Source organism: Vibrio sp. AND4 (assembly GCF_000171815.1).
In the GTDB taxonomy this organism is placed as follows: domain Bacteria; phylum Pseudomonadota; class Gammaproteobacteria; order Enterobacterales; family Vibrionaceae; genus Vibrio.
This window is the reverse complement of the sequence record NZ_ABGR01000003.1, coordinates 104,771-128,765: the sequence shown is the minus strand read 5'-3', so window position 1 is coordinate 128,765 and position 23,995 is coordinate 104,771. Positions and strand designations below refer to the sequence as shown.

Below are 23,995 nucleotides of genomic sequence, written 5' to 3'. Positions count from 1 at the left end.
ACATTTAATGTGTCGTATTTCATAAGCATACCCTAATGGTTTTAAGGTGCAGGATTCACACTGTTGTCATGGATTCACGGTTTACAGACAGTCAGCAAGGAAAACAACTTCGTCTGATTGGTTTATCTCTCGCTAGTTTGATTTGGGCGATTCTATGTCTGTTATTTTTGTAACTGTCGTGAAATTTAGACTTTAGACAGACAAACCAACTATCAAAGGGAGCATCTGAACTCCCTTATTGGTTTAGAGGTACCGTTTTAGAACCGATTACGTTTGGCCCACGCGATCGCTTGCATCCGGTTTTTGACTTCTAGTTTGCGAAAAATACTATAAAGGTGGGACTTCACTGTATGCTCACTCACAAACAGTGAATCTGCAATATCCAAGTTTGATCCCCCTTGACAAAGTGCCGTCAGTACCTGTGTTTCGCGACGAGTAAGCTCGATTTCAAGTTGCGTATCCAGCTCAGTTACGGTGTGATTTAAGTTAGCAAGATAGGCAACCAGTCGATTTAGAACATCTCGAGAGAGCCAATTCTTCCCATTCAATACCCCTTTTAAGCCTCTGAGAACGTTATCCAAATCATCCTCAAAATAGAATAAGCCTTTAAGATTTGACCAAGTAAGCAGACTCTCAATCCCTAAATTAGGCTCAGCATTCACCAAAACCGTTGCGTCAATATGCGCTAATCCGCCGAGTGTCGTTTTGACTTTTGAAAGATCAGGTAAGGAACTATCAACGATCGCCACATAATGCCCATTTTGATAAGAAGATAGGTCGATTTCGGCCCCTTTTGCCAGTAATACAGGGTGCCCAAGTTGTTGCTCAATCGCTTTTTGTAACCCTCGGCCTTGAACATTATTAAAGGTAAAAAGAAGAATTGTGTTGTTGATTGTATTACTGTTCATCATGAGTGGGCCTCCTGTCGAGATTGCATAAATTCATTTCCTACTTGATGGAAGCGATAAAGCACCAGATCTAAAAAACCGTCAAAACAATGCTTTACCATGGGGTTTTCGAATATTTGTGTAGCGGTCGCTTTAAAAAACGTGACACGACGATGGTGGTAGAAATCCTGTACAAAAATGTCGAATAGGAGTTGTTTAATCACAGGTTCGTGAACGGGAAAGTGAATGATGGCATTGCCCATTATGTGTAGAATGTCGGAAACTAAAAACTTCAAAATTGACCTTCCTAAATGCCAAAAGCTGAGAATCCTAAATTCAGATCTCAGCTCTTGATAAATAAGATGGCCTACCAGCATACCTTTGCAGTAGTAAAGCCGTGCCTTGCTGGGTGATTCGTCAAATTGGTTAAGTGTGTCCTCCACACCACCAGGAGTGATTAGTTGCTTGTGAACCGTGTCGATTTGTTCATATTCTGGTACGCTGATTTGGTTGAGGGAGCAGCTTTTGATATCGGTAACCTGGTATTGGTAGACAATGTCTTTAAAGCTCAGATAAATGCTTTTACTTTGTGAGGCTTTGATGCGTTTGTATTCGCTTGAAGTGTATTGGTACTGTTCGCCTATATAGTGAGAGAAAGCGAGTCGCTTTAACAAGCTAGGTGTGACCCTCCCACTTTCCCATTGGCTTAGCGTTGGTTGGTTTAAACTCTCAAAGGCGCTGTAACTTCTTGCTAACTCATCGGCTAATTGACCTTGAGTTAAGCCTCTCTCTTTTCGAATAGCAGCAACCGCGTGCGAAAATTCTAACTTGCTAACCATATATCTACGTCCTGGACCCATTATTTTTTAATTACTTCGAAGTGGTTTGGAATGAACCAAAACTCTATGTTTTTGATCTTTTAGTGAGGTACATCATTTGGTCTGCGTGCTGGATTAAGGTATCACTGGATCTTCCCTCGTAAGGGAACCGAGCCAAACCAACACTTAAACTGATGTGAACGTTTTGAGAATGGATAAAAATAGGAGCGCTACATACTTGATGCAGCAAAGATTGAAACTGTTCTAAATCCTTTGTACTTTCAAACTCTGGTAGGCAAAGAATAAACTCATCACCGCCAATTCGTATGGCGAATTGGCCTCTATACAATATGTTCAAGATACGTCGTGACGTGATACGTAATACTTTGTCTCCGGCGTCGTGACCAAACTCGTCATTCACCGCCTTAAAGCCATCGAAATCTATGTACAACAGAGTGAACGGTTGAGCATGCTGTATCTGTTGATCTATCAGCTGATTGCCTTTGAAGCGGGAGTAGCAACCTGTTAGTTCATCTATTTCGAGCAGCCGTTCTAACTTCTCAACTTGTTCATATTGCGTTTTCCAAGCGCTGCGAAAATGACTCTCTACTGAGCACAAACCCTTGTAAATCAGAAAATTGAACAAGTAAAAAAACGCACTCCGAATGGAAAACTCACTAAAGCCTTGCAGTTTAAACGGATTACTACCCGAGGTTATCAAGTCAATGTTAAAGCAAATTAGCATTGATAGTATGTATGTGATTGATGACCAAAGTACACCAAACTCCATTAAAGTGAGAAGAATATTGACGGTGGCCAGGGAAGAAAAAAGAAAGTGTCCGCCTAATAGGTAGTACAAGTAAAAAGTTAGGGTATACCCAAGGATCAGTGAGACAACAACCGGATGCTGTTTTTGTTCGAGAGCTGACAATTTACCCACACGTTGGTAGGTAAAACTGAGTACCGCGGAGAATATGTAAGGAAGGTATACAATGTAATCAACCTCTCTGATTACACAAACGATGAGTGTAATGAAAATCCCTAAACTTGTTGAGCGAGTGTAATCGCGTATAAAAATGTTGGTGAACTGCGTTCTGTCCATAGTTACGTCTCAAAGAAACAGCAAATAATGGGCAGCTAGAGAGAAGAGTCGGTATGAGAGACGTGCGAATGAAGAACGTGAGAAACAATAAATAGCATCGATTGAAATATAAAGTTCGATGCATATCTGCTTTTTCGGGCGTCTCTCTCGTCTTCAAGCTACACTACATTTCATAAAGTTGCTCGATACCTACTGCCGTTTTATAAACCATTCTATGAGGCGAAGTTGTATAAAACTATTCGGTTTTCGGGAAAATGCTCCGATCTCAATATGTCCACATAAAAACTGGGCGAACAAAGAATATAACGAGTAAAAACTAATGCTTAAGTGCTAGTTTTTACCGTGATCTCGTCTTAATTTTGAGATGTTTACTTGGTTTTTTTATGGAGATAGCAACCAATTGCGTATCCAAAGTAGAACAGAGTTATTATTACTACTAGTGCAAAGGCGTAGGCAAAAAAGTGATTGAACCCTAGGCCGAAAGATAAGGTAAACGCGATGCTGTTTACGGCCTCCACTGGCATCTTGTACCACGTCTCATGAACGGTTGAGCCAAAGAGCAAGAGTATGCCGATTAAAAAGAGTGCGCCGGTTGACACGCCAACCCATTTGCTGCTGTTTATTTTCATTACGAGAGTTTTAGGTTTGGTAATAAATACGTTTCGAAAGGGTATTATACAACTGGGTCAAGGGGGCGAAGGTAGCAATATTTATACGCATGCAGTAAGAGGCCACTAGTGTGACCTCTTTTAACGAAAGGGGAGGGAAATAGACAATCCGATTTATAAAACAGAGAATAACTTTCCTTTTAGCTAAGTGTGTTAACCATCAACGACATGGTTTAGAGCTGACTCAAGACCATCTTGGCGGTTGGAGCTGCTTCGGATTGCTTGCCATGGCTCGTTAATTAAACATCCAGTAGCTCTCTGGGTTATCTGGACATTGATAAGGACCACACTCGGCAAACGTGCCAATCACATTAAGTGCCACGACAGAGATGGCGAGCAGGCATGAAACTCTCCCGAGACTAGTCATCTCGTAAGGGGCTGACGACTCACCTTTATTGGTAAGCATGAGGATGACTGCGACCACCAAGATAGTGGTAACGAATAAGACAAACGCCCAAGTGTAGTAATGCATGCCAAGGATCGGGCTACCGTAACCGGGCGTGCCCGGAATCACATGCAGAGATACTTGTCGCAATGACGTTGCCACGCCGTAAAGTGCCCCGATTAGTACAACCCCATAGTGTCGTGATTGCGGGCCGTAGACCACGTTCAACAATAAACCAAACATGATCATTATGAAGCCAATACGTTGCAATAGACACAGCGGGCAGGGCAGTTCATTCAAAACAAACTGCAGCACAAAACCAATCAACAGAATGGCAGTCATGCCAAGTAAACCAAGTGTATTAAGAAAAGCTAGGTAGTTTCGATTCATGTGCGGTCCCTTTTATAGCAGGATTGGAAGCGTATCGGTGGCGTGATGATTGAACCAATACAAACCAATGATCACTGAGGAAGCAAAGAAGGCGTAGCCCACTGCTTTCTTATCTAAAAACGCGCATAGCATTGCGATGAACAACAGTAAAAAAATTAACGTCATCATGAGGAGCTCCTTCCTTACTCTATGATTTCAATCCTTTTAACTATAGATAATGGTTTCTAATGCGCGACTTTATATATAAAAAAAGAAAAACTTTTGGGCTTTTACATAGTATTTGCACATGTTAGAGACAAATTACACGATTCCCGTGTCACCGTGAGGTGCTTAGCTTTACGAGAATGATTTGGTTTGCATGAATGGTGGTGACGTAAAGCTCAAGTGGGTTTGAATAAAGAATCGGGTATAAGTTTATTTATAATAAAAAGCCCTAGAGTGAAGTGCTCTAGGGCTTTCGCGTTTTTCCGCTATTCGTATCCGAGATTTGACTCGGTAATACTGAGTGTTATTTGAACATTTCAAGCAGCCAATAGCTGACGGGGTCGGCTGGACACTCAAATGGCCCGCATTCGACAAACGTTGAGATGACGTTGATCAAAACCGCTACGATGGCCAACAAACAAACACTTTTACCAAATGTGCTCATTTCGTAGTTCTTATTTGAGTACTCGGTATTCCATAGAATGAGAAGTAGGGCGACACCTGCAATAGCCATGCAAAAGATGACGAATGCCCAAGTATAGTAGTGCATGCCCAGAATTGGGCTTCCGAAACCAGGAGTGCCTGGTATCACATGCAGTGATATTTGTCTTAGCGATGTGGCGACACCAAATAAGGCGCCAACAAGCACGATACCGTAGTGTTTTTGTTCAACGCCGAAAACGACATTGAGCAAAAATCCAAACATAACCATCACAAATCCTAGCCTCTGTAATAAGCACAGCGGGCAAGGTAGTTCTCCCAAGGTAAACTGCAGAACCGAACCAGCGAGTAAAACAAGTGTCATACCCAAAAGTCCAAGAGTATTGAGCGTATCTATAGTTTTATTATTCAATGGTTTACCCTCCTACAACAAAATTGACAAGCTATCTGTTGCATGGTGGTTAAACCAATACAAACTAAGAAGTATGGAAACGGCAAAGCACGTGTAGCTGAGCCCCTTTTTACCAAGAAATGCGCTTGTCATAGCGCCGAGAAGTATTAGAAATATTAAACTCATCATAATGTTGAGGCCTTTGCTGATTTACTTTTTAAGTTTTATTAATTGTATATACCCAAATGGCTTCAAGATGCAGGAGTGAGAGTGCAGTTATTGCTCCCTGTTTACCGAACGTAAGCAAGGAGAACAACAGAGCGTGATAGTCTGTTATTTCCAAGTTTCTTGATGGAGGGCTATTCACTAACAGGAATCATTAACAAAAACAAGAGTCAATGACACACTCCCAAAGGGCACTTTTCGCGAATAGTATGGCTCTTAGCTTGTAAGCTTTGTTGTCGATTCTTGATTGTGATCTACTAGACCTTCAAGTCGCCGTCAGGTTTACAAACCAAATCATTCGCGCTAAACCAAGCATCTCGAGGTTACTTGAGTATCGCTACCTATGGCAGGAGTGGGAGTATTAATGCTGAATAGCCTTTCTTTGTTAGTTTTTTGTTATATCTAATGCTCTATTTTTGGAATTTTATTTTTTGATTTTATTAGTTTTTTGCTCAGTTACGTGGTCCATGCCAGTCGTTTGTCTAAGGTATTTGTAAACAGAAAACGCGAGCCGATATATCAGTAACCGACACTAAATCTTGTAATCGAACACGATAATGTCTTCGAGCAATGGCCTAAATATGTCCTTCAATGCGTCATGTTCTGGGTGAGGCAGATAGTTTTGACGACCAGCTTCATCTGCAAACGTCATCATTACAACGTGTGTGTAGTCTTTGTTTTTACCTTCTGGGCTGTTGTTTTTGCCCCACTCAACCTCGCTTACACCTTCGACCTTATCTGGCATGGCCTCGAATAGCCCCATCAGTTGTTGGATTTTTTCATCGGTGGCAGATGTTTTAAACTTGATGAGTAGAATGTGTCTGATCATGGTCCTTGTAATCCCGGTCTATTTTGTCGTGTTTGGAGAACAAGACTATAACGCATAACGGTATCCTTTCGCTTCAAAAAATAGGTTTAAGCCTCGTTAAAAATATAAAGTAAAGTACAACTAATTGTGCCTATGTTTAGCGCCAGAGCCAGAATGTAGTGTGGTATTTTTCCTGTTTTAAACGTGGTCAAGTGGTTGATACTCGCAAAATGTTGATTGATCCAATCTTGTGCTGCAAAAACAAATAAGGCATTCAGTACAAATAAATGGCAGGCGGTTAGCACTCTTGCATGAAAAAATTCACTGGAAGTTAATGCCACGCAATAGGACGCTAAGTGAACTAGCAAAAAGGTTAATTTTGGCAGCGCACTGGCGTATTGGATCACAACAAGGGTTAACAGCCAAAAACCATAAGTCCATTGTAAATAGAGCGGGACATCAGAACCCCAAAAATAAATTTCATTATTGCTCCCTAGTCCACTCCCTTGACCAACGCACTGATAAGCCCAATAGAAAATGGCAATGCTCATTGAAATTGTTGATGGCAGGCTTAACCAAGCTTTTTCTTTGGTTTGAAAAACGATAAATCCACCTATCTGAAGGATAAAAAAGACCAAAAACATCCAATCAAATAGGGTGGAGAAACGCGTTATTTCTAGTAACGAAGTTAACTTAAGTGCAATACAAATAAAGTTAAAGTATGTTTCTATAATTAACAAACGTTTAACAGTGTGAAAGTTTTCTCCTTTTTTTAAAAAAGGCAGTGCAATAATAATTAATCCTATTGATACGCTTACCTCAAAAAATACACTTTTTCTAGATAGATATATCAGTAGTTGGCAATAAAATAATGCAAACAAGAAAAATAATAGGCTGGTTCCATAACAGTAAATTTGTAGTCGTTTGCCCTTATTGTTTTCATTTACGGATTGGTTATTGGTTAAATTCATTGGCGTAGTCTTAAACTCCTGAAAAGTCTGGATTATTTTTATCTAACTCACAGGTTGATAACGTAATAAAAGTGATAAGAAATAACCTTGAACGGTAATTTGACTGCGTGTTCTAGTCAAGTGAACCTTACAGGTTTTTGATGGGCATCATAAATATAATGGCCGGTAACTTACTGTTAGAATTGTAATTATCTAGCTTTTATTACGGCAGAGGTCGCCAAACTACAATAAGGAATTCTTGTTTTCAACTGTTAATCAAAATGCAGGTTTTCTTCAAGTGAGTCGTTCTTTTATCGTAATGAATAATATGAGTCTGCCATGGTTAATAATAGATTGGTCAAAAATAAGGAGGTCCTGATAATATTTTTTATTATGAGGCTATATACTTATTATTTGCTTGTCTGATATTATCAAAGTGACAAGAGGTTACTGTTTGGAATAGATAAGAATATAACGACTTAAGAAAGACGAAGAATATCATTGTGTTCTAAAAGAAAAATTCAAATTTACATTATCGCAGTATGCTGCACTTTAATTTCTAAATCATCTTATCTCAAAAATTAAACGGTATTCAACATTGTATTATCGATAACCTTTTTGTTACACGGAACATTTAAATACTCTTACCCTAATTATAAGGAATAAACCGTGAAACTTATCCATACCCTTAGATATGCTCAAATTAAGAGAAAATATAAAAAACTTCTTAATGACCCTATTATCGGTCAAGATAACGTATTTAAAACACTGATAAAATCAGGGCGGAAAACTGAATTTGGCCAACAATATAATTTTTCCGACATACGTACTATTAAAGATTTTCAGTCACTTGTTCCTATTCAGACCAATGAAACGGTTGCACCCTATATGCAGAAAATTGTTCAAGGAGAAGCGGATATACTTTGGCCGGGTAAGCCGCGCTATTTTGCATGCACATCAGGCACAACGGGGGAAATCAAATATGTACCCGTGACAAAAGACAGCTTGACGAATCAATTATTAGGCTCAATGCAAATGGCGCATTTATACCCTTTGATCAGTCAGAAGAAATCATTAGTGTACTCCAATCACATTGGCCTAACGGGTTCGTGTAAAACCGATTCTATGAATGATTTCCCGATTGGGAGGTTGTCTGGGTTAATTCGTAAACACCTACCCAAAATGCTATTTAAAGGGGTGATACCCGCGGAGGAAACCTTAGACATACCTGATCATGAAGAAATGATGTTACAGATTGCTCGCGAAGCTATTGCTGCTAAGGATATTCGTGTCATCGTCGGTTTTCCTTCTTGGGTAGTTGTGTTTTTACAAGCTTGCCAAAAAGCGTCTGGATCTGAGTGTTTAGATCATATATTTCCCCACCTTGATACCTTTTTTTCTTCTGGCACCCGTTACCAATCTTACTTACCCGCAATAGAAAAGATGTTGGGTCATAAGGTGACTGTTCGAGAGTTTTATGGTTCTTCTGAAGCCTTCTTTGCTCTACAAGATTTGGAGGAAGATGGTATGTTGATCGATAGTCATAATGGCGTCTTTTTTGAATTTATCCCACTGAATGAGTTTCATAATGAAGCTCCTACTTCTCTATCTTTACAAGAGGTAGAGCTTGATCAAGCCTACGTTATGTTGATCTCTACGTTCTCAGGCTTATACCGATATTGTGTCGGCGATATAGTGAGATTCGTTTCCATTAACCCTTACCGTATTGTGGTATGCGGCCGGATGCAACATGAGCTAAATATCATGGGAGAACATATCCGTAGCGAGCACGTCGAGTTGGTGATGAGTCAGGTAGCGAAGAAATTGAATGTTAGTGTCCATGAATTTACGGTCGCACCAAGCCCAATTGGTAATGACACCAAGCTGTTTTATCACCAATGGTTTATTGAGTTACCTGACAATGAACAGGTCAATCTATCGCTTTTATCGAAAGAGCTTGATAAAGCATTAATTTCACAATGTGCGTTTTATCAGGCGTTTCGTAGTAAGGGGGAGTTAAGTGCGCCGATAGTGACAAGACTCAAAGAGCGTTCATTTTGTCATTACTTTTCTCAGAATAAGAAGCAAGTCGACAGTCAACAGAAAATTCCTAGGGTTTCTAATAATCGTGATATTGCGAACTTTTTGCTCGAACAAGCGAGTACAACCGAATTGGACAGAGCAGAAATTTTGCAAGTGTAACAATGTACGGCAAGAGGTTTCTTGACTCGTTTGGGTTGGCAGAGACGACAAAACAGGTATCAAATTAAGCAAAGGGAGCACGGTGCTCCCTTAAAAATTGTTGTGTCTGCGTAATTACTGTGAGTCTGTTAGCTCTTTATTTACCCAGTATTTTGAGCCCGAGAGGTTGGCATCAACCAGTAAGCCCGTGGTGTTTAGCTGATATACAGCGACGCCACTATTGAATTGTGCTGTCATCTCTTCGCCATCCTCACCCGCAACTAAAGAGGCTTCACTTGATGCTTCCCAACCTTCTTCGACAAAGGTATTGAAGTCAGCTTCCTGCTCAAAAAACACCACTTGTTGGTAAAACTTGCCGCCAACACCGAGTGCAACGCCTGCACCAAACATGTTCATGTAAGTACGTTGGCTGGTTGATTTGTTGATGGCAACGCCGGAGCCAGAGTTAGTATGAAACAGCAGTGACAGCTTGCGTGAATCAAATACAGAATAACCGTAAGCTTTATCGTACAGCGCTTTAGCTTCTGGCTTCTCATTAAACAACTTCAGAAGGGTGCTGTCCGCCATAAGGTCAATCGCTTGACGAGCCTCTTCTGGTGTATCGCCTTTCATAAGATCAACAATTTTACTGTCAGCTTTGTCGATCCACTCTTTACTGGTCTCAATGCTGGCATCGGTCCATTCGCCAGCAGTGTTGATTGCTCCTTCTGACCAGTTAGTGAAGTCTTGCCAAGCTTGTTGTGAGAATTCTTTGGTGCTGTCCCAAGTTTCCTTTGCAGTACCAGTAACAGCGTCACCCAGATCGGAAAGGCTATTGGAAATCTCATCCCAGTCGGCATAAGCGGGAGAGGCGAGCAGGGTTAAGACAGTGATTAGAGCGAGAGGTTTTTTCATAAATCCATTCTTTTATGAGGTGGTTTCTTTTTATTCTAGGTGAAAACTTTAGCTGGGAGAATTGATGGGCTCAATTGATTGGGATTGTTGTCACGAACTCGTGCAGTTTTGTGTATACGCAAGCAAAGAAAAAGCCCTCAAACTCAGTGGCTTGAGGGCTAGATTCTTGAACTAGAGCGGTTTACTTACGTTACCTAGTTTGAGCCAAGTATCAATAACCGTGTCTGGGTTCAATGATACCGAGCTAATGCCTTGTTCCATCAACCATTCTGCCAGGTCATCGTGGTCGGATGGGCCTTGACCACAAATGCCAACATATTTGCCTGCTTTGGTTGCAGCGTCGATCGCCATTTGCAGCATGGCTTTCACTGCGGGGTTACGCTCATCGAATAGATGGGCAACATCGCCTGAGTCACGATCAAGACCTAGTGTGAGTTGAGTCATGTCGTTAGAACCGATAGAGAAGCCATCAAAATACTTTAGGAACTCTTCAGCAAGGACTGCGTTTGATGGCAGCTCGCACATCATAATGACTTTAAGACCTTGGTCGCCACGACGTAAATCGAACTTCGCCAGCAAATCAATTACGGAAGCGGCTTCGCTTGGTGTACGAACGAATGGAATCATGATTTCAACGTTCTTGAGCCCCATTTTATTACGAACGCGTTTGATTGCTTGAGTTTCTAGCTCGAAACAGTCCTCAAACACTGGAGAAATGTAACGAGACGCGCCACGGAAGCCCAACATTGGATTTTCTTCATGTGGTTCGTAACCTTTACCGCCAACCAAGTTGCTGTACTCGTTTGATTTAAAGTCAGACATACGCACAATTACACGTTTTGGCCAGAATGCCGATGCGATGGTCGCGATGCCTTCTGTTAGCTTACTAACATAGAAATCGATAGGGTCGTTGTAGCCACGGATACGTTCATTGATTTCTGCTTTTAGCTCATCGCTTTGTGCATCGAAGTTAAGTAGCGCTTTCGGATGGATACCAATCATTTTGTTGATGATAAACTCAAGACGAGCAAGGCCCACACCTTCATTTGGAATCTGCGCGAAGTCAAAGGCACGGTCTGGGTTACCCACGTTCATCATCACTTTGGTTGGAAGCATTGGCAGTTCATCAACCGCAGAACGTTTGATTTCGAACTCCAATTCACCCTGATAAACGTAACCTGTTTCGCCTTCAGCACAAGACACAGTAACGGTTTCATCATTTGTCAGCTTACGAGTGGCGTCACCACAACCTACGATAGCAGGAATACCGAGTTCACGGGCGATGATCGCGGCGTGACAAGTGCGTCCGCCTCGGTTGGTGACAATGGCAGACGCTTTCTTCATCACTGGCTCCCAATCAGGGTCAGTCATGTCAGTTACCAGCACATCGCCTTCTTGTACTAAAGACATTTGGTCTAGAGAATCCACCAAACGCACTGGGCCTTTACCGATACGCTGACCGATGGCGCGGCCTTCAACCAAAACGTCTGCTTTGTTGTTTAGCTCGTAGCGTTCAATCACGTTTTGCTCGTTTTGCGAACAGACTGTCTCTGGGCGCGCTTGTACAATGTAAAGCTTGCCATCGATACCATCTTTGGCCCACTCAATGTCCATCGGGCGCTGGTAGTGCTTCTCGATGACCATCGCTTGTTTTGCTAGCTCTTTGATCTCCTCATCGTTCAGAGAGAAGGCATGACGCTCTTCTACTGAGGTATTGATGATTTCAACTTGTTTACCGATCTCTTGGCTATTTGAGTAGATCATTTTGATCTGTTTAGAGCCGAAGGTCTTCTTAACAATAGGGTGTTGACCCGCTTCTAGCATTGGCTTGTGAACGTAGAATTCATCGGGGTTAACCGCGCCCTGAACCACCATTTCACCTAAGCCCCAAGAAGAGGTGATGAAGACCACTTGGTCGAAGCCAGATTCGGTATCTAGGGTGAACATAACACCGGATGAGGCTTTATCCGAGCGGACCATGCGTTGAATGCCAGCCGATAGCGAGATGCCACGGTGGTCAAAACCTTGGTGTACCCGGTATGAAATTGCACGGTCATTGAACAGAGAAGCGTAAACGTGTCTAGTCGCTTCTAGAACGGCATCAATGCCCTTTACATTTAGGTATGTCTCTTGCTGACCAGCAAATGACGCGTCCGGAAGATCCTCTGCTGTTGCAGAAGAGCGAACGGCAACAGAAATCTCAGGATGATTGTCTGTTAGCTCTTTGTAGTTATCACGGATATCCTGTTCAAGGTCCACAGGAAACGGGGCTTCTAATACCCATTGTCGGATCTTCGCACCTGTTTCACGTAGGGCTTCTACATCTTCAACGTCGAGCTCATCAAGAAGTTGGTGAATACGCTCATCCAAGCCTTCGTGATCGAGAAATTGATTAAACGCATGGGAGGTGGTCGCAAAACCGTTTGGCACTGACACACCAACATTAGCTAGGTTCGATACCATTTCGCCAAGTGAAGCATTCTTACCGCCGACTTTGTCGACATCATCCATGGATAGGCCATTAAACCAGAGGGTGTTCTTTTGCATGTCTTTCTCCAGAAACATTGCAGCTTTGTAGGGGATTAATACCAACCTTGAGCAGTGGTGATGCATCCTTGCAGGTCAATGTCATAAAGAGGAAGTATCGGGTTTACGCAGCCATCACAGCTACAGCAACCATTGCAGTTAAAGAACGCTAACTACAACTTCCCAACTAGGGCTTAAACGACTTTCCCGACGCAAACATGGTTCAACGCATTTCTTAGTTGATATAAAGGCAAACGATTACGTGCTGGCTTAAAAAAACTCCGAAAAATTTTTAAAGCTGCGGGGAACGTAATTGCAAGCCAAACTGATTTATTAATATTATGTAAACCATCCTACTCAAATGAATTTGGAAAAATAAACAATAATGCAGATAAAAAGCCAAAGTCGTGATGTATTCTATGTTTCTGATGGAACGGCCATAACATGTGAGACATTAGGCCATGTTGTTTTAGGGCAGTTTTCATTCATTCCTAATGAAAAAACCTTCCCTTTTGTCGAAAGTGAGGACAAAGTTGCCGATGTCATCAAAGAAATCGAGATCTCCTACCAACGGGGTGGAGTGAAGCCTTTGGTCTTTTTATCCATTGTGGTGCCAGAGATACGCGAAATGCTGCTTAAAGCCCCAGCCTTCAGTTATGACGTGTTAGAGAATATTGTGCAGAAGGTGCAAGATGATATTCAAATGGAACCACAACCTAAGATGCAGCGTTCTCGCAGTGTCAGTAAAGATTCGGATACTTACTTTGATCGTATTGCGGCGATAGAGTACACATTGGCACATGATGATGGCATCACACTAAAAGGTTTAGATGAGGCCGATATCATCCTCCTTGGTGTTTCTCGCAGTGGAAAAACGCCAACCAGCTTGTACATGGCCATGCAGTTTGGTTTACGTGTGGTCAATTACCCATTTATTGCCGAAGACGTCAAGATGATGCGCTTGTTGCCCGAGTTTGAGATTCATCGCCACAAGTTGTTTGGTTTAACCATTAACCCTGAACGTTTGAACGAGATACGTGAAAACCGATTATCGGGCAGTGAATATGCGAGCACTGAGCAATGCAAACTGGAGCTTAATACAGTCGAAGCGTTATTTAGGCGAGAGGCGATTCCGTACATCAATACCTCGTCTTTATCGGTGGAAGAAATCACCACACGAATTCTTGAGAAAGCAGGAATGAAGCGCCGTTTGTTTGGTTAAGTAGTAGAGTTAAAAGGTCACGATAGGAGGAGGCTTCAGCGCCTCCTCAGATTTTTACTGTTGATAGTTATTTATAGAATAGTTATTTATTTACAGAATAGTTACTTACTGAATAGGCATAAAGCTGGTGGACTAGTAGCGCTGAAACATCTTCTGCACGTCTTTGTAGTTTTGAGTTTGTGTTAGCGACAGCATGAGCAAAATACGTGCTTTTTGCGGATTCAGGGTACCTGATGCAACAAAACCGTATTTGTCGTCGTCAATTTCGGCATCTAAGGTAGTCGCACCTGATGGCGTGCGAGCGCTACGAACGACGACAATACCGTCTTTACTTGCCTTTGCTAACTCAGTAAACACTGTGTGGTACAAGTTACCATTGCCGACCCCAGCGCTGATGATGCCATCAAATTTAGCATCGATGAACGCTTTGACAGGTAAGCTCGACGCATTGGCATAGTTATAAACGATGCCCACTTGTGGCAGTTTATCGAGCTTGGAAACGTCGAAGGTTGTGCTAGTAGTGTGTTTGCGTTCTGGGTTTCTTTGATATTTCGCATCGCTGTTGTGGATGTAACCGAGCGGGCCAAAATTCGGTGATTGGAAGGTGCTAACTGAGGTTGTGTTGGTTTTCGTTACGTCTCGCGCATCAAAGATGGTGTCGTTCATCGCGACTAAAACGCCTCGACCTTGAGAATCTTCATCCGTTGCGGTCACTATGGCGTTGTAAAGGTTAACTGGACCATCAGCACTCATTGCAGTTGAAGGGCGCATTGCCCCAACGATCACAACGGGCTTGTCGCTTTTTACCGTCAAATCAAGGAAATAGGCGGTCTCTTCGAGTGTGTCTGTTCCATGAGTAATCACAATGCCGTCGACATCATCTTGGGCGAGTAATTCGTTTACGCGTTTGGCTAACTGCAACCAGACTTCATCGTTCATGTCTTGAGAGCCAATACTCACCACTTGCTCACCAGAGATGTCTGCAATTTTGGTCATGCTAGGCACCGCGTTGATCAGTGAATCTACTCCGACCTGACCTGCAGTGTATTTCGATTCAGTTGCGGATTGCCCTGCGCCAGCGATAGTGCCGCCAGTTGCTAGGATCTTGATGTTTGGCAGGTCAGTATTGGCCATGGATAAAGCACTCATGCTCAAACCGAGTGCGATTGCGCTGATGCGGAGAAACGTTTTGCTCATAGGTATCACCTGTTTTGGGTTAGATGTTGGGGAAGCATCACCTATCCTAAAAACAGAACAATAAATTTTTTGAGTACAACTTCACCTATTCGCAGATGTAAATCGTGATCAACTCATCATTTAAAGAACATTAAATCAACCATTTAACTTGGTCTGTGTGCTTGATTAACAAGTAAGTGGTTACGGTAGCTTGTTTAACAATTGTTTAATTTCAACTTATTTATATACCCAAGCACCTTGAGGTTACTCGGGTATAGATGTAGGCAATTTTTAAACGTCTTAGCGCATGATCATTTGTTCACGGCCAGGGCCAACCGATACCATCTTCACTGGTACGCCCATCAGCTCTTCAATGCGCAGAACGTATTGTTGTGCCGCGACTGGTAGTTCTTCAAATTTACGACAACCAGTAATGTCTTCGCTCCAGCTTTCCATCTTCTCGTAGATTGGCGCAAGCGATGCTGTTTGAGGCCAAATTGGGTTCTCACTGTGCTCGCCTTCGTAACCAACACAGATTTTAAGATCGTTAAGACCTGTCAGACAGTCTACTTTTGTCAGTGCGATTTCAGTCGCAGCCTGAAGCTCAACGCCGTTCTTAGTCGCTACTGCATCAAAGTAGCCCATGTCACGTGGGCGACCTGTTGTTGCGCCGAACTCACCCGCTAATTCACGGAATGCATCTTGCTCTTCCATTGCAGTGATTAGCGTACCAGTACCTACTGATGAGCTGAACGCTTTTGCGACTGCAATAACGCGCTCTGGACGCAGAGTAGGAAGACCGCTACCGATACCTGCGTACATAGACACAACGTTTGAAGAGGTTGTCCATGGGTATTCACCGTAAACAAGGTCACGACCCGCACCTAGCTGCGCTTCGAATAGTAGAGTTTGGTCTTTTGCTTGCAGTTCTTTTAATGGCAGCGTTACGTTGCAGATGGCATCACGCCAAGGTGCAGATACTTCTAGTAACCAGTTCGCCATCTCTTCAGCGGTTTGTTCAAATTCGAAGCTTGGGTAAAGGGCACGCAATTGTGGAAGTTTCCACTCCATCCAGAACTTGATGCGTTCTACTAGAACTTCTGGTTGCTTCAACCAACCGACTAGGATGCCTTTTTTCATCACACGGTCACCGTATGCAGGTGCAATACCTTGACGAGTTGAACCGTATGCTTTGTCGCCCAAGCGTTGCTCTTCTAGCGTATCTTCTAGTGCGTGTAGAGGCAGACACAGTGTTGCGCGATCAGAAATGCACATGTTCACTTTAACGCCCGCTTCTTCAACTTCCGCAATCTCCTCAGACAGCGACGCAGGGCTGATAACCATACCCGGACCTAAAACTGCCAAACAGTCAGGGTTGAAAACGCCACTTGGTAACTGGTGCAGCTTGAACGTACCTAGGTCGTTCACCACGGTATGACCCGCGTTGTTACCACCTTGGAAACGAATGCTTGCAGAAGCTTGCTCTGCCAAAAAGTCAACGATGCGGCCTTTGCCTTCATCACCCCAGTTTGCACCCACAACAACGATAGACGACATAATTCATTCTCCAAAAACAGACCGGAAAAGCTTAAGATGCTCGCTTGAATAAGAGAAATTAATTATACTCATTAGCTTGATAAGAAAATCATATCGGATAATTGTCTATGTTAGATTTGAACTGGCTGCGAACATTCGTCACCTTGGCTGAAGTAAAGCACTTTGGTAAAACAGCGATTGAACTGCACATGACGCAGCCAAATGTGAGTCTTCATATCAAACAGCTAGAGCAAGCAACGCGGGCTAAGTTGATTGAACGGAACCCAGTACAATTGACCCAAGCCGGGAAGCGTTTGTTAGACACCGCACAGCACATGTTGAATGAACTGCAAATTTGTCAATCTGATCTCAATGCGATTAACGATTTGACGCAAGGGACACTCTCGATTGCGGCGAGCGATATTGTCTCGCGCCTGTTACTTATCAAGCCATTCCAACAATTCAAAAACGAATATCCCGGTATCGACTTAGCGCTGTTCAACACCACGTCATCACAAGCGGTAGAGTTGGTAAAAAGTGCCCGTGCTGATATTGGGTTTGTTATTGCTCAGAAAGAAAGCCAACCATTACACTTCACGCCTTTGACCCAAATTCATTGGTGCGCCTTTGGTGATGATCTGCTCGAGTGGAAAGAGAACACGTCAGAAAACCAAACCTTGATTCTACTTGGGCATGATACTCGAACGCGTGAGCTGATTGATGCTGCGCTGCCAGAATTGCAATTGCCGAATCACAGAGTCATGGAAGTGGGCAGTGTTGAAGCTCAAATTGATTGGGCTGAAGCCGGTTTTGGGACTGCGATTGTGCCAGATTTCTCACTCGACCCTAGATTAAAGCTCTCACGCAAAGTGACATCGTTGCCTCGCTTTCCCAACACTGACTTTGGCTACATAGTGCGTCAGAATCAGGTGCTATCCAAAGCGGCCAAACAGCTGTTGAAGTGGGTGAGTGACAATGTCGCAATGGTTGAGGGATAAAAATGACAGATTCTTTGATTTCGATTCCACTACCATCTTTAATTCATCGCATCGGTGGCGAGCATGCCAAGCGAGCCAAAATTATTGCGGCACAGTGTAAGTGTCAATTGAAGCGGATACGACGCTCTCGCAATTGGAAAATTGAAGGCAATGCATTAGATATAAAGGCATTTCTGGACTTAGTTCGCTTACAAGAAGCCGAAGGTTTGCATTTTGTAATTCAACGCTTGGAAATTGGTCTTACCAAACACAGCGACAAACTTGAACCGCTCGAAACTAAATTAATTCGCCTAGTTTGTGAAAATCCAGCGATTACTTTAGCGGAGTTAATGGCAGAAACGAACTGCTCTTTAGTTCAAGCAAGGACAGCACGTTTTGATGCGGAAAACCTGTAAAAATATTGATTTAGTTGAATATTATTTCCTGAAATCTACCAGTTAACTAGCATGGCAGTGGGAACTTTGGTCATGTTATGCGTTTAAGGGCATAAAATCTGCATTGGCGTTCTCGGATAACAAATATAGGCCAGTCAAGGAGGTTTTATGCATCCACGCACCATTATTTCCATTATCGCGTGCAGTTTAGTAGTAGCATGTAACAGTGACACGACGGAAGAAACCACTTTCTCTCCCCAATCCTCTTGTGATTTAGAAGCTGTCAACTTGCTTGATTTTGAAGCTTGGCAGAGAGAAGAGGGCTGGTGGGTTGGAGAATACACTTTCTTAGGAGCCGACGGGAACCCGAATGTTTCGTCAAGTTGGCCGTATCGCTATGATCATTATAAAGGGTTCATCCATTTAGAAGTCATCGGAAACAGCATTAAACAGCGTAATGTCTTCCTCTATCCGCCAAAGTTAGCTCAGGACTGTACCGATGACTCAGATGTGATTGGCTCGGGCATCTGTGGTACGAATGGTAACGAAAAAATCTTCAGTGCTGATCAAAGTGCATCGGATTGTGATGGTGGTTTAGCTGGTGCGTATGAAGCATTTGGAATGACAGTAAACACTGCTACTACATTGATGGGAGAAGACAGTGTCTTGTATCAAGTTCATTTGCCTGATGGAAGCATTATGCAGAATCAATTGACCACGCTTCCACCCAACGAAACAAGAGTGCGAACGGCTCAAGGCTTCTTTATGAACCAACCAACTTACGCAAGTTTTTACCGAGAAAAGAAAGTCACTGAAGAGGAATTTATCAAGCAGCTTGCCGAAGCGCGTGCTGAATACAGCATACTTACCGAAGATTATTGTGGCTACGACTCGGGTGGTCAACCTAGCCAAATAACGTGCACTGAGCATTTTGGGGTCGATGTTACTCAGTAGACTCAAACTGGGTAATGAAAAAAATAAGTGTCTAGGTGATTCTAGACACTTGAGCCGAGTATTTATGGTTAGCAGAAGATGAACGGTTTCGGCAGAAGCATCAAAAATGACCCACAATGTAGAGTACAAAAAGCAAAGTGCTTGGAGGAAAACATGCGATGGCGCAATAGTAAAAAAAGTTCAAACGTAGAGGATCGCCGAGGACAGCCTGGGCCGAGAGGTGCTGCTTCTACTGGTTTGTTGGTGGCTCAGTTAGTCCGTTTTCTGCCATTTCTTTTAAAAAGTAAGGTTGGTCGAGTGGTTTTGCTTGGTGGTGTTCTGTTTTTTGGCTATCAGGCGCTGATGGGAGACGGCAACCTTGTTGGACAAATTGCGGGTACACCACCATCGACCCAACAGCCAAACAACCCCACAAATAACCAAGAGTTGACGGATGAGAACGCCCAGTTTGTTGCGGCGATACTCGGGACAACGGAAAGTGTTTGGAGCGATCTCTTACCCAATGGTTATTCTGAGCCTGCTCTGGTGCTATACAGCGGTTCTACAATGACAGGGTGCGGCGTTGGTAGAGCGGTGACGGGGCCGTTTTACTGTCCGGCAGACCGAAAAATATACTTAGACTTGAGCTTTATGGATGAGCTGAAAAAGCTTGGCGCTCCGGGTGATTTTGCCTTTGCATATGTCATCGCTCATGAAGTTGGTCACCATGTGCAAACTCTGCTTGGTACCAGCAACGAAGTGCGCCGACTGCAGCAAAAATCTTCCAGAGTTCAGGCAAACGATTTGAGCGTTAAGCTTGAACTGCAAGCCGATTGCTATGCAGGCGTTTGGGGGGCCTACGTTAATAACCAGATGAAACTGCTAGAACCTGGCGACATGGAAGAAGGGATTGCCGCGGCAAGTGCTGTGGGTGATGATCGGTTACAATCCATGGCAGGGCAAAGTGTACAGCCAGACAGTTTTACTCATGGTTCTTCAGAGCAGCGAGTCGCATGGTTCAAAAAGGGCTTTCAAACCGGTGACCCAAACCAATGCCAAACGTTTGAAACTAACTAGGCAATGGTGAAACCAAATTCTAGTAAAGGTCAAGCAACCTCAACTTTTAGTGTGATTGCTTACTACTACCGAAACCACCTAGGGGCTTGACCTTACTCAAGAATTTTACGGCTAAATCGACTTACCACATCAAATCGTCTGGTACGACGAAATCTGCATACGGGTCATCTTCGGCGGGAATATCTGCTTCAGGTTCTTTTTGTTCAATGATCACAGATTCATCGCGTTGCGCAATTTTGGTTGCGACAGGGCGAGGAATGACCACGTAGCTCTCACCAACGATGGCAATGGCTAAGATACCTTTGATCAATTGATCACGAATGAGTGAATCGACGTAGAGTGATTTCACTAGTGTACCGTGAGTGAAGTTGTACTTGATGTCGCCATCTTTCAGATCAATCTTGTTCGTTTCGATCAATTGGTTGATCTGCGCATTGATTTCTTTGTTCAAGCGTTCAGCGTTTTGTTGCTCACTCAATTGCTTGTCACGCTCGAGCTGTTCGCGTTTTTTTTCTTCAACCGCCGCTTTGACTTCGCGAGCTTGAACGCGTGATTTTTTAGAGCCTTTTTTAGCTTTCTTTAGTTTCTTTTCGTTAACCAAGCCTGCTTTCAGCATTTGCTCTTGAAGGGTAAGTTTTGCCATGTTCTATCCAGTTTGTGCGCAATTTTGTCCATTTTAACCAGTCGTCAGCCGCAAAGAAAGGGGGGAGCGCCCTTATCATCGACATTAGATTGTTTGAGGAAAGGGAACTAATGGCAAAAAAGGAAAGGTTAAATAAAAAACGAGTGCGATAAGAATAAATAATATTAAATGGCGTCTTACATATTCTAATTCAATATTGATACTGCCCTTAAAGAGCATTTTACTAATAAATTTGTATTTTAAATCAATCAATAATGTGATGCTGTAAATATTAGTATTGGTTGATTTAGTGATTGGTGATGCAGGTGGTATTAAATTTGGCGATGTCAGTCACAAAAGAAAAGGTAAGCAAATAAACTTAATTAAGGATCCATTACCATAACGTGATGATTCTCACCATTTTATATTGCAGCTAGTAATGACTGATATATTACTGTCTTTCCCGACAAATGTGTTCTTTGTTCCTTTTGTTTTTCTTCTCCTAATTATGTGCATCGATCTCGTGTTCAATGTGGTAGATGTGGCTGTTGCAGATATCGATTTATTCGAGTCAGGCAGCTTATTTAGCGGTGGACTGTTACTGCCACCGATATTATCTAAAGTGCCTTTGGCCGTAGGTTTGTGTGTCAGTTTCTTTTTCGCCACTACTTTGTCGTTTTATTCGTCATCTTTCCTAGGGCAACACCTCAGTTCCGTGCTTTTAACGGTAACGGAGCTTGTCTCTATTCCAGTTAATTTTTACTTATCCTTGTATATAAGCGCTAAGTTACTGAGCCCTTTGGCGCCACTTTTTGATAAAAGTAAAGCTTTCGCTAAGGTTGATTTTATTGGAATGAAAGCAAGAGTTCATAGTTGTGAGGTGAACAGTCAACGCGGTGAAATTATGGTTCAGCATAACAGCAGTGAATTTCTATTAGACGCTCGGGTTTTGGAATCCGATCTTCCCATTGAATATGGAAGCGACGTTGTGATCGTTTCTCTCAATAAACAAAAAAAATATTACATTATTAATCAGTAGCTAGAAAATTAAGGAGCAGCTATGCAGATTTCTCCAAGTCTGATATTCCTTGGAATTGGTATCGGGATTTTTTTGATTCTTCTTGTCTTTCTTACCACCCGATATAAAAAGGTTCGAGGGGAAGGCGATGCATTAATTGTCAATGGATTGCACGCCACACGCGCGTCCTTAACTGGTACCTTTGTATGGCCAGTAATCAACAGATTTGAGTTTATGGATATTACTCGAAAAAAGATTTCTGTTGTTCGAAGTGGTCGAAAAGACCAAGAGGGTGAAGAGTATGAGGGTCTCCATTGCCGAGACAACATTCGTGCTGACCTTAAAGTTGATTTCTACATTGGTGTGAATCATGAAGAAGAAGACATTGTCCGAGTGGCAAAACTCTTTACTGCTCACGATGCTTCTAACCTAGATCGCCTAAAGGAGCACTTCCAGCCTAAGTTCTCCGAAGCCCTTAAAACGGCAGTAAAACAGTTTGAATTTGAAGAGCTGTTAACGAATCGTCGTGCTTTCCGTGATGCCGTTGTTGAAGTCATCGGTAGCGAAATGGACGGCTTTAAAATCTACGACGTGGTAATCGATAAAGTTGACCAAACCGCGCTGGACGCTCATAGCCCGGGCAACATTCTTGACGTAGAAGGTATCCGTAAGATCTCTGCCATCACAGCGCAAAAGAATACGGAAACCAACGCGATTCGTCAGGATGAACGCACAACGATCAAGAAGAAAAACGTTGAAGCGGAAGCAAACCGCTTACAGCTTGATAAGCAAGAAAAAGAGAGTATTGCCCGTACTCAGCGTGAAATCGATATTATTAAAGCGCAAGAGGAAGCCCTAGCTGCGGAGAAACGTGAAGAATATGAGCGAATCACCAAGCTAGCGGAACTTGAAACTGAAGAAGAAGTATCTAAGAAGCGCGAAAGTGTTGAGATGGAAGTTGAGATGACGCGCATCGCAAACCAACGCCAAGTGGCAATTCAACAAGAAGAGCTCAACCGATCTGTTGAGACTGAGCGAGTTCGCACCTCCGCCGAAGTTGCTGAGCGAGAAATGCAGAAAGAGACGACAGTAGAAGAAGCGATGAAGACTGTCGCAGAAACTCGCTCCCAACGTGTTGAAATTGAACGCAAGATCGCTCGAGAAGAAGAAGAGACCGAAAACTTGCGCGTGAATGAGCGCGTTAACCGAGACAAGCGCATCAAATTGACTGAAGCAGAGGCGATAGCGGAATCTGCGCAAATCGAACTTCTGGTTGCCGCTCGAGCAGAAAAAGAGGCCGCTCGCGAACGCTCTGAACGCGTCTTAATCGAGAACGAAGCTGAGCTGAAAATCAAAACGCGCGATGCAGAAAACGAGCTAGCAGTGAAGACACGTCAAGCAGAAGCGGATCAGGTGGTGACGACTAAGCGTGCGGAAGCTGAGTTTGTTGCGAAAGACCGCGAAGCAGCAGCGAAAGAACGTATGGCACAAGCAGAAAAAGAAATGATCAGTGCGACAGGCTTAGCTGAAGTGGAAGTCGAGCGCGAACGTGCATTGGCGATCAAAGAAACGGGCGAAGCAGAAGCTTACATCTTGCAAAGTGCGGGTGAAGCGGAAGCTCAAGCGCTAAGAGCGAAAGGCTTGGCAGAAGCAGAAGCACAAACCGCTCGCTTTGAGGCCGCTCAGCAATACGACGACCATACCCGCGAGCACGATAAGTGGGTTATGCAGCTGCAACAAGACAAAGATCTGGAATTGGCGCGTATTGATGCTCAGAAAACTGTGGTTGGAGCGAATGCTCAGGCTCTTGGCGAAGCCTTATCTAAAGCGGATATTCGTCTCTTCGGTGGTGAAGGCATGGAGCAAATCCGTCGCACCATCATGGATTCGGCCCTCGTTGATGCGAAGTTTAATGAATCAGAGGTGCTCAACCCATTGGTTTCAGAGTATGTGAATGGCAACCGAAGCCTGCCACAAGACATCAAAGACGTGTTAGAGAGCACAGAACTGAAAAGCAGTGATTTAAGTAATGTCGCGCTCGCGAGTTTACTCAATTCACAAGGTGGTGCTGCGGAGCTGATGAAGAAAATTCAAAGCTCGCTAAATACGACAACCAGCGATAAATCTTAACTTTTCATTCTCTCTAAA

Annotated in this window: 22 protein-coding genes; 8 read left to right on the top strand and 14 right to left on the bottom strand. The window is 43.2% G+C overall.

All coding sequences use genetic code 11. From position 1 onward, the window contains the following. Nucleotides 1-257: 257 nt before the first annotated feature. From AND4_RS05810 to AND4_RS05775, 9 genes are all read right to left on the bottom strand, one after another. Nucleotides 258-911 (bottom strand): LuxR C-terminal-related transcriptional regulator, encoded by a 654-nt coding sequence (locus AND4_RS05810; protein WP_009841995.1) that lies wholly within the window; start codon nt 909-911, stop codon nt 258-260. Further along, nucleotides 908-1,726, bottom strand: a complete 819-nt coding sequence (locus tag AND4_RS05805) for a transcriptional regulator (RefSeq protein WP_009841994.1) — start codon at nt 1,724-1,726, stop codon at nt 908-910. Before AND4_RS05805 ends, AND4_RS05810 begins: the two co-directional genes overlap by 4 nt. Nucleotides 1,727-1,790: 64 nt before the next feature. Continuing rightward, nucleotides 1,791-2,807: a GGDEF domain-containing protein gene (locus AND4_RS05800; protein WP_009841993.1), complete on the bottom strand. Its 1,017-nt coding sequence runs from the start codon at nt 2,805-2,807 to the stop codon at nt 1,791-1,793. 903 nt (nt 2,808-3,710) lie between these two features. Next, nucleotides 3,711-4,250 carry a disulfide bond formation protein B gene (locus AND4_RS05795; protein WP_009841990.1) on the bottom strand — a complete coding sequence of 180 codons (540 nt, stop codon included), beginning with the start codon at nt 4,248-4,250 and terminating at the stop codon, nt 3,711-3,713. A gap of 12 nt (nt 4,251-4,262) precedes the next feature. Continuing rightward, nucleotides 4,263-4,418 (bottom strand): DUF5993 family protein, encoded by a 156-nt coding sequence (locus AND4_RS20235; protein WP_009841989.1) that lies wholly within the window; start codon nt 4,416-4,418, stop codon nt 4,263-4,265. A 340-nt stretch (nt 4,419-4,758) separates the two neighbouring features. After that, on the bottom strand, nt 4,759-5,307 hold the full coding sequence (locus AND4_RS05785; RefSeq protein ID WP_043991495.1) for a disulfide bond formation protein B: 549 nt from the start codon (nt 5,305-5,307) through the stop codon (nt 4,759-4,761). 12 nt (nt 5,308-5,319) lie between these two features. Next, nucleotides 5,320-5,475 (bottom strand): DUF5993 family protein, encoded by a 156-nt coding sequence (locus tag AND4_RS20435; protein ID WP_241210247.1) that lies wholly within the window; start codon nt 5,473-5,475, stop codon nt 5,320-5,322. A 568-nt stretch (nt 5,476-6,043) separates the two neighbouring features. Continuing rightward, entirely contained in the window at nt 6,044-6,340 is a 297-nt protein-coding gene (locus tag AND4_RS05780; RefSeq protein WP_009841987.1) for a Dabb family protein, read from the bottom strand. Between the two features lie 86 nt (nt 6,341-6,426). Further along, nucleotides 6,427-7,290, bottom strand: coding sequence for a hypothetical protein (locus tag AND4_RS05775; RefSeq protein ID WP_009841986.1), 864 nt, complete (start codon nt 7,288-7,290; stop codon nt 6,427-6,429). Nucleotides 7,291-7,938: 648 nt separating this feature from the next. On the opposite strand from AND4_RS05775, the gene AND4_RS05770 reads away from it, so the two are divergent. Further along, entirely contained in the window at nt 7,939-9,471 is a 1,533-nt protein-coding gene (locus tag AND4_RS05770) for a GH3 auxin-responsive promoter family protein (RefSeq protein ID WP_009841985.1), read from the top strand. Nucleotides 9,472-9,585: 114 nt separating this feature from the next. Here AND4_RS05770 and AND4_RS05765 read toward each other — a convergent pair whose 3' ends face one another. Together AND4_RS05765 and ppsA are read right to left on the bottom strand one after the other, a co-directional pair. Next, nucleotides 9,586-10,365: a hypothetical protein gene (locus tag AND4_RS05765; RefSeq protein ID WP_009841984.1), complete on the bottom strand. Its 780-nt coding sequence runs from the start codon at nt 10,363-10,365 to the stop codon at nt 9,586-9,588. 171 nt (nt 10,366-10,536) lie between these two features. Continuing rightward, nucleotides 10,537-12,912, bottom strand: a complete 2,376-nt coding sequence (ppsA, locus tag AND4_RS05760; protein ID WP_009841983.1) for a phosphoenolpyruvate synthase — start codon at nt 12,910-12,912, stop codon at nt 10,537-10,539. Between the two features lie 364 nt (nt 12,913-13,276). On the opposite strand from ppsA, the gene AND4_RS05755 reads away from it, so the two are divergent. Further along, a complete protein-coding gene (locus tag AND4_RS05755) occupies nt 13,277-14,113 on the top strand; it encodes a pyruvate, water dikinase regulatory protein (protein ID WP_009841982.1) in 837 nt (278 codons plus the stop codon). A 132-nt stretch (nt 14,114-14,245) separates the two neighbouring features. On the opposite strand, the gene ansB is transcribed toward AND4_RS05755, so the two are convergent. Together ansB and AND4_RS05745 are read right to left on the bottom strand one after the other, a co-directional pair. Continuing rightward, nucleotides 14,246-15,310, bottom strand: a complete 1,065-nt coding sequence (gene ansB, locus AND4_RS05750; protein ID WP_009841981.1) for an L-asparaginase 2 — start codon at nt 15,308-15,310, stop codon at nt 14,246-14,248. 279 nt (nt 15,311-15,589) lie between these two features. After that, on the bottom strand, nt 15,590-16,846 hold the full coding sequence (locus tag AND4_RS05745) for an adenylosuccinate synthase (RefSeq protein WP_009841980.1): 1,257 nt from the start codon (nt 16,844-16,846) through the stop codon (nt 15,590-15,592). 107 nt (nt 16,847-16,953) lie between these two features. On the opposite strand from AND4_RS05745, the gene AND4_RS05740 reads away from it, so the two are divergent. From AND4_RS05740 to AND4_RS05725, 4 genes are all read left to right on the top strand, one after another. After that, entirely contained in the window at nt 16,954-17,823 is an 870-nt protein-coding gene (locus AND4_RS05740) for a LysR family transcriptional regulator (protein ID WP_009841979.1), read from the top strand. Between the two features lie 2 nt (nt 17,824-17,825). Continuing rightward, nucleotides 17,826-18,218 carry a ribosome recycling factor family protein gene (locus AND4_RS05735; RefSeq protein ID WP_009841978.1) on the top strand — a complete coding sequence of 131 codons (393 nt, stop codon included), beginning with the start codon at nt 17,826-17,828 and terminating at the stop codon, nt 18,216-18,218. Between the two features lie 147 nt (nt 18,219-18,365). Then, nucleotides 18,366-19,151 (top strand): hypothetical protein, encoded by a 786-nt coding sequence (locus AND4_RS05730; RefSeq protein WP_009841977.1) that lies wholly within the window; start codon nt 18,366-18,368, stop codon nt 19,149-19,151. 153 nt (nt 19,152-19,304) lie between these two features. Further along, nucleotides 19,305-20,207: a neutral zinc metallopeptidase gene (locus AND4_RS05725; protein WP_009841976.1), complete on the top strand. Its 903-nt coding sequence runs from the start codon at nt 19,305-19,307 to the stop codon at nt 20,205-20,207. 121 nt (nt 20,208-20,328) lie between these two features. On the opposite strand, the gene AND4_RS05720 is transcribed toward AND4_RS05725, so the two are convergent. Then, complete coding sequence (locus AND4_RS05720; RefSeq protein WP_009841975.1) at nt 20,329-20,850, bottom strand: DUF2058 domain-containing protein; 522 nt, start codon at nt 20,848-20,850, stop codon at nt 20,329-20,331. Nucleotides 20,851-21,268: 418 nt separating this feature from the next. Here AND4_RS05720 and AND4_RS05715 point away from each other — a divergent pair, with 418 nt between their 5' ends. Together AND4_RS05715 and AND4_RS05710 are read left to right on the top strand one after the other, a co-directional pair. Beyond that, nucleotides 21,269-21,868: a hypothetical protein gene (locus AND4_RS05715; protein ID WP_009841974.1), complete on the top strand. Its 600-nt coding sequence runs from the start codon at nt 21,269-21,271 to the stop codon at nt 21,866-21,868. A gap of 21 nt (nt 21,869-21,889) precedes the next feature. Further along, nucleotides 21,890-23,977: a peptidase gene (locus AND4_RS05710; protein ID WP_009841973.1), complete on the top strand. Its 2,088-nt coding sequence runs from the start codon at nt 21,890-21,892 to the stop codon at nt 23,975-23,977. The last annotated feature ends 18 nt before the right edge of the window (nt 23,978-23,995 follow it).

Bases quoted from the DNA above. Each gene is read 5' to 3' on its own strand.
- AND4_RS05715 (WP_009841974.1), top strand. From the start codon at position 21,269: ATGACTGATATATTACTGTCTTTCCCGACAAATGTGTTCTTTGTTCCT.
- AND4_RS05725 (WP_009841976.1), top strand. From the start codon at position 19,305: ATGCGATGGCGCAATAGTAAAAAAAGTTCAAACGTAGAGGATCGCCGA.
- ppsA (WP_009841983.1), bottom strand. From the start codon at position 12,912: ATGCAAAAGAACACCCTCTGGTTTAATGGCCTATCCATGGATGATGTC.
- AND4_RS20235 (WP_009841989.1), bottom strand. From the start codon at position 4,418: ATGATGACGTTAATTTTTTTACTGTTGTTCATCGCAATGCTATGCGCG.
- AND4_RS05710 (WP_009841973.1), top strand. From the start codon at position 21,890: ATGCAGATTTCTCCAAGTCTGATATTCCTTGGAATTGGTATCGGGATT.
- AND4_RS05810 (WP_009841995.1), bottom strand. From the start codon at position 911: ATGATGAACAGTAATACAATCAACAACACAATTCTTCTTTTTACCTTT.
- AND4_RS05745 (WP_009841980.1), bottom strand. From the start codon at position 16,846: ATGTCGTCTATCGTTGTTGTGGGTGCAAACTGGGGTGATGAAGGCAAA.
- AND4_RS05795 (WP_009841990.1), bottom strand. From the start codon at position 4,250: ATGAATCGAAACTACCTAGCTTTTCTTAATACACTTGGTTTACTTGGC.
- AND4_RS05740 (WP_009841979.1), top strand. From the start codon at position 16,954: ATGTTAGATTTGAACTGGCTGCGAACATTCGTCACCTTGGCTGAAGTA.
- AND4_RS05735 (WP_009841978.1), top strand. From the start codon at position 17,826: ATGACAGATTCTTTGATTTCGATTCCACTACCATCTTTAATTCATCGC.
- AND4_RS05775 (WP_009841986.1), bottom strand. From the start codon at position 7,290: ATGAATTTAACCAATAACCAATCCGTAAATGAAAACAATAAGGGCAAA.
- ansB (WP_009841981.1), bottom strand. From the start codon at position 15,310: ATGAGCAAAACGTTTCTCCGCATCAGCGCAATCGCACTCGGTTTGAGC.
- AND4_RS05800 (WP_009841993.1), bottom strand. From the start codon at position 2,807: ATGGACAGAACGCAGTTCACCAACATTTTTATACGCGATTACACTCGC.
- AND4_RS05805 (WP_009841994.1), bottom strand. From the start codon at position 1,726: ATGGTTAGCAAGTTAGAATTTTCGCACGCGGTTGCTGCTATTCGAAAA.
- AND4_RS20435 (WP_241210247.1), bottom strand. From the start codon at position 5,475: ATGATGAGTTTAATATTTCTAATACTTCTCGGCGCTATGACAAGCGCA.
- AND4_RS05780 (WP_009841987.1), bottom strand. From the start codon at position 6,340: ATGATCAGACACATTCTACTCATCAAGTTTAAAACATCTGCCACCGAT.
- AND4_RS05730 (WP_009841977.1), top strand. From the start codon at position 18,366: ATGCATCCACGCACCATTATTTCCATTATCGCGTGCAGTTTAGTAGTA.
- AND4_RS05720 (WP_009841975.1), bottom strand. From the start codon at position 20,850: ATGGCAAAACTTACCCTTCAAGAGCAAATGCTGAAAGCAGGCTTGGTT.
- AND4_RS05755 (WP_009841982.1), top strand. From the start codon at position 13,277: ATGCAGATAAAAAGCCAAAGTCGTGATGTATTCTATGTTTCTGATGGA.
- AND4_RS05765 (WP_009841984.1), bottom strand. From the start codon at position 10,365: ATGAAAAAACCTCTCGCTCTAATCACTGTCTTAACCCTGCTCGCCTCT.